The organism is Streptomyces sp. ICN903 (assembly GCF_022015835.1).
GTDB classification, from domain to species: Bacteria; Actinomycetota; Actinomycetes; order Streptomycetales; family Streptomycetaceae; genus Streptomyces; species Streptomyces fenghuangensis.
In genome coordinates this window covers 1-10,412 of the sequence record NZ_JAKMAY010000204.1, presented here as the reverse complement: position 1 = coordinate 10,412, position 10,412 = coordinate 1, and the positions used below count along the sequence as shown (strand labels likewise).

The window sequence follows — 10,412 nt, the reverse complement described above, 5'->3', positions numbered from 1 at the left end:
CGGGGGCGGCAGGCTCGGGCACGGGTGTGGGCATGGGGGCATTCTGGTACGCGCCGCCGGCCGGGAGGCGGTCCGCGGGGCCGCTTCCGAGTCGGCAGCGCCGCCGTGCTTCACTGCCCGGCATGAGCACCACCGTCGCCGTCACCACCTGGTCGCTGGAGCAGACCTCCCCGTCCGACCTCTCCCCCGCCCATATTCCGGACAGCGGGTCCGGCATCCGGATCGCCCGGGCGGAGGTGCCCAGTCCGGAGTTCAGCCGCTTCCTCTACACCGCCGTCGGCGGGGACGTCACCTGGACGGACCGGCTGGGGTGGACGTACGCGCGGTGGCGGGAGTTCCTGGAGCGGCCCGGCATGGAGACGTGGGTGGCGTACGACCGCGGCACCCCGGCCGGGTACATCGAACTGGAGGCGCAGCCCGGGGGGACGGTGGAGATCACCTACTTCGGCCTGATCGCCGCCTTCCGGGGCCGGCGCATCGGCGGGCACCTGCTGTCGTACGGGACCGCGCGCGCCTGGGACCTGGCGGAGCGCTGGCCGGGGCGGGAGCCCACCCGGCGGGTGTGGGTGCACACCTGCAGCAAGGACGGCCCCCACGCGCTGGCGAACTACCGGCGGCGGGGTTTCCGCCTCTTCGACACCAGGACGGAGGACGAACCGGACGTTTCCACCCCGGGTCCCTGGCCGGGAGCGGGGATCTGAGCCCCGCCCGGGGCCCCCGAGCTCCGTGGCCGACACCACTCCGTCTCGCGGATCGGGACGCCTTCGTCCGAACTGTGGATAGCGGTGGACTGCCGCGAGATGCTCATGCCACGCTTCTGCCATGTCTCGAGCTGGAATTGCCTTGGTGAGTCGGCGGCACGTCGACCTCGGCCGCATGTCCAGCGCCATCTGTCCGACGGGCTGACAGTCCCAGCACCGTCGCACATCCGCCGCCCCCGTCGTCGCGGGCAGGCGCCCCCGATTCCCGCTTCCCGTCCGGGTTCGCGCACTTCAGCGCGCCCGGGCGGATCCGGTCCGCTTCCCGCGCAGCCGAGTCCAGCAGAAGGACGAACACACCGCCATGGCCGACACCCCCAAGCCAGCCAGCGCTGCCCCGACCCGCCGCAAGGCCGGCCGCCACCGCGGCGAAGGCCAGTGGGCCGCCGGGCACTTCACCCCGCTGAACGCCAACGAGCAGTTCAAGAAGGATGACGACGGTCTCAATGTGCGGACACGCATTGAGACGATCTACGCCCACGGCGGCTTCGACTCCATCGACCCCTCCGACCTGCGCGGCAGGATGCGCTGGTGGGGCCTGTACACCCAGCGCCGCCCCGGGATCGACGGTGGCAAGACCGCCGTCCTGGCCCCGGAGGAGCTGGACGACGAGTACTTCATGATGCGTGTGCGCGTCGACGGCGGACGGCTGACCACCGAGCAGCTGCGCGTCATCGGTGAGATCTCCCAGGAGTTCGCCCGCGGCACCGCCGACATCACCGACCGGCAGAACATCCAGCTCCACTGGGTCCGCATCGAGGACGTCCCCGAGATCTGGCGCCGCCTGGAAGCCGTGGGCCTGTCCACCACCGAGGCCTGCGGCGACACCCCGCGCGCCTTCCTGGGCTCGCCGGTCGCCGGCATCGCCGCCGACGAGATCGTCGACGGCACGCCCGCGCTGGAGGAGGCCAAGCGCCGCGTCGTCGGCAACCCGGCGTACTCCAACCTTCCCCGCAAGTTCAAGACGGCCATCTCCGGCTCGCCCCTGCTGGACGTGGCGCACGAGATCAACGACGTGTCGTTCGTCGGCGTACGCCACCCCGAGCTCGGCCCCGGCTTCGACGTGTGGGTGGGCGGCGGCCTGTCCACCAACCCCAAGCTCGGTGTCCGGCTCGGCGCCTGGGTGCCGCTGGAGGACGTGGCGGACGTCCTGGAGGGCGTCGTCTCGATCTTCCGCGACTACGGCTACCGCCGGCTGCGCAACCGCGCCCGCCTGAAGTTCCTCGTCGCCGACTGGGGTGCGGAGAGGTTCCGCCAGGTGCTGGAGGACGAGTACCTGGGGCGGAAGCTGGCCGACGGCCCCGCCCCCGAGACCCCCGTCCAGCGCTGGCGCGACCACGTCGGCGTGCACCGGCAGAAGGACGGCCGCTTCTACGTCGGCTTCGCCCCCCGCGTCGGCCGTGTCGACGGCGCCACCCTCACCAAGATCGCCGAGCTGGCCGAGGGTCACGGCTCGGGCCGGGTCCGCACCACCGTCGAGCAGAAGATGATCATCCTCGACGTGGCCGAGGACCGGGTGGACTCCCTGGTGGAGGGCCTGGAGGCGCTGGACCTGACGGCGCGTCCGTCGGTCTTCCGGCGCGGCACCATGGCCTGCACCGGCATCGAGTTCTGCAAGCTGGCCATCGTCGAAACCAAGGGCCGCGGCTCCACCCTCATCGACGAACTGGAGCGCCGCCTGCCGGACTTCGACGAGCCGGTCACCATCAACATCAACGGCTGCCCCAACGCCTGCGCCCGCATCCAGGTCGCCGACATCGGCCTCAAGGGCCAGCTCGTCACCGACGCGGACGGCAACCAGGTGGAGGGCTACCAGGTCCACCTCGGCGGCGCGCTGGGACTGGACCCCGGATTCGGCCGCAAGGTGCGCGGTCTGAAGGTCACCGCCGCCGAGCTGCCCGACTACGTCGAGCGCCTGCTGACCCGCTACCACGAGGAGCGGCAGGACGGCGAGCGCTTCGCCCAGTGGGCGGCGCGGGCCGACGAGGGAGCCCTCAAGTGAGCGACGCACACGCGGCCACCGGCCCGCACCTCGTCACGGACCCGCACCACCGCCGCGTGGGCGGAGAAGCGAACGAGGAGACACCGTGAGCGACGCACACGCAGCCACCGGCCCGCACCTCGTCACGGACCCGCACCACCGCCGCGTGGGCGGAGAAGCGAACGAGGAGACACCGTGAGCGAGCGCGCCGCCCCGTTCTACTGCCCGTACTGCGGGGACGAGGACCTGCGGCCGTCCGAGGACGGCCACGGCGCGTGGGAGTGCGCCTCCTGCAACCGCGCCTTCAGGCTCTCGTTCCTCGGACTGCTGGCCGACGGCCTGCGGCGGTCCGGTTCCACCGAGGGAGACAGCACACGATGAACGCCGCCGAGGACCGTTACGACCTGCGGGCGGACGCCGGCGAGCTGCGCCGGCTCGCCGAGAAGGCGGGCCGCGAGCTGGAGGACGCCCCGGCGCTGGAGATCCTGCGCTGGGCGGCCGGCACCTTCGGCCCGCGCTTCTGCGTGACCTCCTCGATGGAGGACGCCGTCGTCGCGCACCTGGCCTCGCGCGTGGCGCCCGGTGTGGACGTGGTGTTCCTCGACACCGGCTACCACTTCCCGGAGACCATCGGCACCCGGGACGCGGTCGCGGCGGTGATGGACGTCAACGTCCTCACGCTCACCCCGCGGCAGACCGTGGCCGAGCAGGACGCCGAGTACGGGCCGCGCCTGCACGACCGCGACCCCGACCTGTGCTGCGCGCTGCGCAAGGTCAGGCCGCTCGAGGAGGGCCTGCGCGGGTACGACGCCTGGGCCACCGGGCTGCGCCGCGACGAGTCCCCGACCAGGGCGGGGACGCCGGTCGTCGGCTGGGACGAGAGGCGGGGCAAGGTCAAGGTCTCGCCCATCGCACGCTGGACGCAGGACGACGTGGACGCCTACGTTGCCGAGCACGGCGTCCTCACCAACCCTCTGCTGATGGACGGTTACCCCTCCATCGGGTGCGCGCCCTGCACTCGGCGGGTGCTGGAGGGCGAGGACGCCCGTTCCGGCCGCTGGGCCGGACGCGGCAAGACCGAGTGCGGACTGCATGGCTGATGGCGAACCCGAAGGCCGTAGGGGCCCAGACAGTTGAGGAGCGTCAGATGAGCGGGGCGACCGCCTCCGTCACGGACAGAACCGGCAGTACTGGCAGCACCGGCAGCACCACCGGAACCGGCACCGGCACCGGAGCCACGATCTGGCTCACCGGCCTGCCGAGCGCCGGCAAGACCACGATCGCCCACGCGCTGGCGGCGCGACTGCGCGGCGAGGGCCACCGGGTGGAGGTGCTGGACGGCGACGAGATCAGGGAGTTCCTCTCCGCCGGTCTGGGCTTCTCCCGCGAGGACCGCCACACCAACGTGCAGCGGATCGGCTTCGTCGCCGAACTGCTGGCCTCCAACGGCGTCAAGGCCCTGGTCCCGGTGATCGCGCCGTACGCCGACAGCCGCGAGGCGGTGCGCAGGCGCCACCGGGCGGAGGGCACGGCCTATCTGGAGGTGCACGTGGCCACCCCGGTGGAGGTGTGCTCCGAGCGCGATGTGAAGGGCCTGTACGCCAAGCAGGCCGCCGGAGAGCTGTCCGGGCTGACCGGTGTGGACGACCCGTACGAGGCGCCGGCCGATCCGGACCTGCGGATCGAGGCGCACACCGAGCCGGTGGACGACTCCGCCGCCCGGCTGTACGCACTGCTCGCCGAGAGGGGACTGGCGTGACGACCTCGACCGAACCGACCACCGGGCCCGCGACCGCGCCCGACCGTGCCGCCGACGCCGCGGGCACGGCCGCCGACGCGGCCGCCCCCGTCACCAGCGAAACGGCCACCGGCACGGCGTTCGCGCTGAGCCATCTGGACACCCTGGAGTCGGAGGCCGTGCACATCTTCCGCGAGGTGGCGGGAGAGTTCGAGCGGCCGGTGATCCTCTTCTCCGGTGGCAAGGACTCCATCGTGATGCTGCACCTGGCGCTGAAGGCGTTCGCCCCGGCCCCGGTGCCCTTCGCGCTGCTGCACGTGGACACCGGCCACAACTTCCCCGAGGTCCTCGACTACCGCGACCGGGTGGTGGCCGAGCACCGGCTGCGTCTGCACGTCGCCTCCGTGCAGGAGTTCATCGACCGCGGCGAGCTGCGCGAGCGCCCGGACGGCACCCGCAACCCGCTGCAGACCGTCCCGCTGCTGCACGCCATCGAGAGCAACCGCTTCGACGCGGTGTTCGGCGGCGGGCGGCGGGACGAGGAGAAGGCCCGCGCCAAGGAGCGGGTGTTCTCCCTTCGCGACGAGTTCGGCGGCTGGGACCCGCGCCGCCAGCGCCCCGAGCTGTGGCAGCTCTACAACGGCCGCCACGCGCCGGGCGAGCATGTGCGCGTCTTCCCGCTGTCCAACTGGACCGAGCTGGACGTGTGGCAGTACATCGGGCGGGAGAAGATCGAGCTGCCCGCCATCTACTACGCCCACACCCGCGAGGTCTTCAAGCGCGACGGGATGTGGCTTGCGCCTGGCGAGTGGGGCGGCCCGAAGGAGGGCGAGACGGTCCAGGAGCGCCGGGTGCGCTACCGCACCGTCGGCGACATGTCCTGCACCGGGGCGGTGGACTCCGACGCCGCCACCATCGAGCAGGTCATAGCCGAGATCGCCGCCTCCCGGCTGACCGAGCGGGGCGCGACCCGGGCCGACGACAAGTTGTCGGAGGCCGCCATGGAGGACCGCAAGCGCGAAGGGTACTTCTGACCGATGACCACCGCTGCCACCACTTCCACAGCCGGCGCCGCCGAGGCCGCCGGGCTGCTGCGGGAGACCTCGCTGCTGCGTTTCGCCACCGCCGGATCGGTCGACGACGGCAAGTCCACCCTGGTCGGGCGGCTGCTGCACGACTCCAAGTCGGTCCTGGCCGACCAGCTGGAGGCCGTCGAGCACGCCTCCCGCAGCCGCGGCGCCGCCGGTCCGGACCTGGCGCTGCTGACCGACGGGCTGCGCGCCGAGCGCGAGCAGGGCATCACCATCGACGTGGCCTACCGCTACTTCGCCACCCCGCGGCGCCGGTTCATCCTGGCCGACACCCCCGGCCATGTGCAGTACACCCGCAACATGGTCACCGGCGCCTCCACCGCCGACCTGGCCATCATCCTGGTCGACGCCCGCAACGGCGTGGTCGAGCAGACCCGCCGCCACGCCGCGGTGGCCGCCCTGCTGCGGGTGCCGCACGTGGTGCTGGCCGTCAACAAGATGGACCTGGCCGGCTACGACGAGGCGGTCTTCGCCTCCATCGCCGAGGAGTTCACCGCCTACGCCGCCTCGCTGGGCGTGCCGGAGGTCACCGCCGTGCCGATCTCGGCGCTGGTCGGCGACAACGTGGTCACCCCGTCCGAGCACATGGGCTGGTACAGCGGCCCGACCGTCCTGGAGCACCTGGAGACCGTCGAGGTCGACCACGACCCGGCCGGGGACGTGGCCCGCTTCCCCGTCCAGTACGTCATCCGCCCGCAGACCGCCGAGCACCCCGACTACCGCGGCTACGCCGGCCAGCTCGCCTCCGGCGTGCTGCGCGTGGGCCAGCCGGTGGCGGTGCTGCCCTCGGGCCGCACCTCGGTGATCGAGGGCATCGATCTGCTCGGCCAGTCGGTCCGGGCGGCCTGGGCGCCGCAGTCGGTCACCGTCCGGCTGGCCGACGACCTCGACGTCTCCCGCGGCGACCTGATCGCACCCGCCGACGACGCCCCGGCCGTGAGCCAGGACGTCACCGCCACCGTCTGCCATCTGCACGACACCCCGCTGCGGGTGGGGCAGCGGGTGCTGCTGAAGCACACCACCCGCACGGTCAAGGCGATCGTCAAGGAGATCGGCTCCCGGCTGACCCTGGACGACCTCTCGCCCCACCCCGAGCCGGGCGAGCTGGTGGCCAACGACATCGGCCGGGTGCGGATCCGCACCGCCGAGCCGCTGCCGCTGGACCCCTACGCGCTCTCCCGCCGCACCGGTTCGTTCCTGCTGATCGACCCGGCCGACGGCTCCACCCTCACCGCCGGCATGTCCGGCGAGGCCTTCGCCGGAGCCGCCGGGGCGGTACGCGCCGCCGGGAACGACGCCCCGCAGGAGGACGGATGGGACTTCTGAGCGCGGCGGGCGCCGCCGTGCACGACGCCTTCTCCACCTTCGACCACACCGGCGGCCGGATCGGCAGCGGTGTCCGGGGCAGCGGGCAGGGCGGACTGGCGGGATGCCGCCGGTGACGCCCGACGCCCGGTCGCACGACCCGCACCTCGAGCACGACCAGCGCGACCCGCACGACCCGCGCTCCGGGGGCGCCCCATATGTCCCCCGAGCGCGGCATGTCCCCGCCGCACACGCCGGCTCTCCCCCGCCGTAGCCGCCCGAACAGGGTGGCGAACCACGAGAGGACCCCGCTGTGTCCACCGAACTCGCCACCCCCGCCCCGGCGCCGTCCGTCACCGGTGCCGGGGCCGGGCAGGCCCGCCCGTACGCGGTGCGGCTCGACCGCGTCTCGAAGTCCTTCGGCTCCTCCCCCCGCGCCCGCCAGCAGGTGCTGGACGGCATCGACCTGACGGCGGCGCCCGGGGAGTTCGTCTGCCTGCTGGGCGCCTCCGGCTGCGGCAAGTCCACCCTTTTGAACCTGGTGGCCGGGCTCGACCACCCGACCTCCGGCGAGGTGCGGGTGCCGCACGGCCGGCCCGCGCTGATGTTCCAGGACCACGCGCTCTTCCCCTGGCTGAGCGCCGGCCGCAACGTGGAGCTGGCCCTGAAACTGGCCGGAGTGCCCAGGGCCGAGCGGCGCGGGCGTGCCGAGGAGCTGCTGCGGCTGGTCCGGCTGCCGGACGCGTACGGCAAGCGGGTGCACCAGCTCTCCGGCGGGATGCGGCAGCGCGTGGCGCTGGCCCGCTCGCTGGCCCAGGGCAGCCGGGTGCTGCTGATGGACGAGCCCTTCGCCGCGCTGGACGCCATCACCCGCGACCTGCTGCACGAGGAGCTGACCCGCGTGTGGCGCGAGCGGGAGCTGACGGTGCTGTTCGTCACCCACAACGTGCGCGAGGCGGTACGGCTGGGCCAGCGGGTCGTGCTGCTGTCCTCGCGTCCGGGGCGCGTGGCGCGCGAGTGGGACGTGGACATCCCCTACCCCCGCCGTATCGAGGACTCCGAAGTGACCTCCCTCGCCCGGGAGATCACCGGTCATCTGCACGAGGAGATCGTCCGACATGCCCGCCACTGACACCGAGGACTCCCGGCGGGGCGCCCGGCACGAGCCCCCGGGGCGCGACACCGGCGGCCCGGACAGTCCCGGCGGCCCCGGTGGCCCCGGCGACTCCGACGAGATGGCGTCCGGCCTGGACGCCCTGGAGTCCCCCGTGTCCGCCACCGCCGCCACCTCGCGGCGGGTGCTGGCCAAGGCCGCGCCGCCGCTGGCGGCCGTAGCCCTGGTGCTGGCGCTGTGGCAGACGGCGTACGCGCTGAACTGGTCGGCCACCCTGCCCTCCCCCGCCGCCGTGTGGGGCGAGCTCGCGGGCGCCTGGTCGGACGGCACCCTGCTGCCCGCCCTCGGCCACAGCCTGCTGCGCTGCCTGGTCGGCTTCGCCGCCTCCGCCGCCATCGGCGTCCCCCTGGGGCTGCTGCTCACCCGGGTCGCGCCGCTGCGCACGGTCCTGGGGCCCATCCTGTCCGCCGTGCAGTCGCTGCCTGCCGCCGCGCTGGTGCCGGTCGCGGTGATCGCGCTGGGCAACTCCGAGGGCGCGGTCTACGCCGTGGTGCTGCTCGGCGCGGTGCCCTCCATCGCCGTCGGGGTCACCGCCGCCGTCGACCTGATACCGCCGCTGCTGCTGCGGGCGGGCCGGTCGATGGGCGCCGGCGGCCTGCGCGGAGCCGTCCACGTCCTGGTCCCCGCCGCGTTGCCCGGCTTCGTGGCGGCGCTGCGGCAGGGCTGGACCTTCGGCTGGCGCGCCCTGATGACGGCCGAGCTCATCACCGCCACCCCCCTGCCCGGCATCGGCCGGATGCTGGACGCGGGCCGGCAGGGCGGCGAGCTGAGCCTGGTGCTGGCCTCGGTGGTGCTGATCCTGGCGGTCGGTGTGCTGGTGGAGTCGGCGCTGTTCTCGCCCGTGGAGCGCCGTGTGCTGCACAGCCGCGGTCTGGCGTCGGCGACCGGGCGGTGAGCGGCCCCGTGCGCACCCTCCGCATCCCCGGCCGCGAAGTCCCGGACGCCCGCGGCGCCCGCGATGCCCGTCCCGCCCTGCTGGTCGTCGCGCACGGCAGCCGCGACCCGCGCCACGCGGCGACGGTGGCCGCGCTGTGCGCCCGGCTGCGCGGGCTGCGCCCGGAGCTGCGGGTCGAGGTGGGCCATCTGGACTTCAACGCCCCCTCCGTCCCCCAGGTGCTGACCCGTCTGCACGCCGACGGCGTACGGCGGGTGGTGGCCCTGCCTCTGCTGCTCACCCGCGCCTTCCACGCCAAGGCCGACATCCCCGCGGTGCTGGGCGAGACGGTGGCGCGGCTGCCGCGGCTGGCGGTGCACCAGGCCGACGTCCTGGGCCCGGACCGGCTGCTGACGGCCGCCCTGGAGCGGCGGCTGCACGAGGCCGGGCTGCGGCCCGGCGACGAACGCTCGACCGGGGTCGTCCTGGCCTCGGCGGGCTCCTCCGACCCGGAGGCGATCGCGGTGATCGCAGATATCGCGCGGGAGTGGCGGCACATCTCCGGTTGGTGTGCCGTGCGGCCCGCGTTCGCCTCCGCATCCCTTCCCCGCACCGCCGACGCGGTGCGGGAGCTGCGTGCCCGAGGGGTGCGGCGGGTGGCCGTCGCCCCCTACGTCATAGCGCCCGGCTTCCTCCCGGACCGCATCGCCGCCGGTGCCCGCGAGGCGGGCGCCGACCTGCTGGCCCCGGTGCTGGGCGACGCCCCGGAGCTGGCCCGCCTGATGGCGCGGCGTTACGACGAGGCGCTGGTGCGGTGGGCCGGGCGCGTGAGCCTGCCCACCGGCGCGTGACGCGCCCCGCGCGCCCGCGGTCTCACAGCCGGGGGCGCACCCCCGGCTCGTCCCCGGCCGGCTCCTTGCGCAGCACCGGCAGTACGGCGCGTCCCAGGGCGTTCTCCAGCAGGAAGGCGAGCGCGGCGTAGCAGGCCAGCGCGGCCAGGACGAGACCGGTGACCCCGGCGGCGCTCTCCCAGGCGGGGGACGCCGTCAGCTCCGCGATCCCGGTGACGGCGAAGCGGACGGCCGAGAGGGTGACCACCGCCGCCGCCACGAGTTTCCCGCCGTCCGCCGCGGCGGCCACCAGCAGGGCGACGGCGGAGGCCAGCAGCGCCAGGCCCAGTGCGTCGCTGTGCGAACCGGGCGGGGTGAGGACGGTGGTGCCCGCGGCGGCGGCCCAGGTGCCCGCCAGCAGCCCCATCGCCGTGCCCGCCCCCGGATCCCGGCACAGGAAGCCGAGCACCGACGCCAGCAGTTGCAGCGGCACCGTCAGCAGCAGGACGGCCAGTGCCACCAGGCGCCCCTCGTAGGGCTGGAGCCAGCCGAGCTGGAGCGCGGCGAAGAGGAAGGTGGCGAAGCCCAGGGCGAGGAAGCCCAGGGGCAGCGGGGTGGCGGCGGGCCGCAGGACGACCCGGGTGCCGCGCTGCCCCGCCTC

General features: G+C 74.1%; 13 protein-coding genes. 12 read left to right on the top strand and 1 reads right to left on the bottom strand.

Going from position 1 to position 10,412, the window contains the following annotated elements; all coding sequences use genetic code 11:
* The first annotated feature begins 122 nt into the window (after window positions 1-122).
* The 12 genes from L7D48_RS19760 (at window position 123) to L7D48_RS19710 (ending at window position 9,772) form a co-directional block, all read left to right on the top strand.
* Window positions 123-701 (top strand): GNAT family N-acetyltransferase, encoded by a 579-nt coding sequence (locus L7D48_RS19760; protein WP_237880892.1) that lies wholly within the window; start codon window positions 123-125, stop codon window positions 699-701.
* A gap of 121 nt (window positions 702-822) precedes the next feature.
* Entirely contained in the window at window positions 823-906 is an 84-nt protein-coding gene (locus L7D48_RS29585; protein WP_369126574.1) for a putative leader peptide, read from the top strand.
* 156 nt (window positions 907-1,062) lie between these two features.
* Window positions 1,063-2,760: a nitrite/sulfite reductase gene (locus tag L7D48_RS19755; RefSeq protein ID WP_237880890.1), complete on the top strand. Its 1,698-nt coding sequence runs from the start codon at window positions 1,063-1,065 to the stop codon at window positions 2,758-2,760.
* A gap of 174 nt (window positions 2,761-2,934) precedes the next feature.
* A complete protein-coding gene (locus L7D48_RS19750) occupies window positions 2,935-3,120 on the top strand; it encodes a hypothetical protein (RefSeq protein WP_093660134.1) in 186 nt (61 codons plus the stop codon).
* Window positions 3,117-3,839 (top strand): phosphoadenylyl-sulfate reductase, encoded by a 723-nt coding sequence (locus L7D48_RS19745; protein ID WP_237880889.1) that lies wholly within the window; start codon window positions 3,117-3,119, stop codon window positions 3,837-3,839. The genes L7D48_RS19750 and L7D48_RS19745 overlap by 4 nt, the downstream gene beginning before the upstream one ends.
* 47 nt (window positions 3,840-3,886) lie before the next feature.
* Window positions 3,887-4,498 carry an adenylyl-sulfate kinase gene (gene cysC / locus L7D48_RS19740; RefSeq protein WP_237880887.1) on the top strand — a complete coding sequence of 204 codons (612 nt, stop codon included), beginning with the start codon at window positions 3,887-3,889 and terminating at the stop codon, window positions 4,496-4,498.
* On the top strand, window positions 4,495-5,511 hold the full coding sequence (gene cysD / locus L7D48_RS19735; protein WP_308312318.1) for a sulfate adenylyltransferase subunit CysD: 1,017 nt from the start codon (window positions 4,495-4,497) through the stop codon (window positions 5,509-5,511). The genes cysC and cysD overlap by 4 nt, the downstream gene beginning before the upstream one ends.
* Before the next feature lie 3 nt (window positions 5,512-5,514).
* The gene (locus L7D48_RS19730) at window positions 5,515-6,894 is read left to right on the top strand and encodes a sulfate adenylyltransferase subunit 1 (protein ID WP_237880885.1); all 1,380 of its coding nucleotides are present in this window, start codon (window positions 5,515-5,517) and stop codon (window positions 6,892-6,894) included.
* A complete protein-coding gene (locus L7D48_RS19725) occupies window positions 6,882-7,010 on the top strand; it encodes a hypothetical protein (protein WP_093660142.1) in 129 nt (42 codons plus the stop codon). The genes L7D48_RS19730 and L7D48_RS19725 overlap by 13 nt, the downstream gene beginning before the upstream one ends.
* A gap of 176 nt (window positions 7,011-7,186) precedes the next feature.
* Entirely contained in the window at window positions 7,187-8,005 is an 819-nt protein-coding gene (locus tag L7D48_RS19720) for an ABC transporter ATP-binding protein (protein ID WP_237880883.1), read from the top strand.
* On the top strand, window positions 7,992-8,942 hold the full coding sequence (locus L7D48_RS19715; RefSeq protein ID WP_237880881.1) for an ABC transporter permease: 951 nt from the start codon (window positions 7,992-7,994) through the stop codon (window positions 8,940-8,942). The genes L7D48_RS19720 and L7D48_RS19715 overlap by 14 nt, the downstream gene beginning before the upstream one ends.
* Before the next feature lie 23 nt (window positions 8,943-8,965).
* Window positions 8,966-9,772, top strand: coding sequence for a sirohydrochlorin chelatase (locus L7D48_RS19710; protein WP_374492936.1), 807 nt, complete (start codon window positions 8,966-8,968; stop codon window positions 9,770-9,772).
* Window positions 9,773-9,794: 22 nt separating this feature from the next.
* Here L7D48_RS19710 and L7D48_RS19705 read toward each other — a convergent pair.
* A partial coding sequence (locus tag L7D48_RS19705) for a GPR1/FUN34/YaaH family transporter (protein WP_237880876.1) occupies window positions 9,795-10,412 on the bottom strand: 618 nt, incomplete at its 5' end.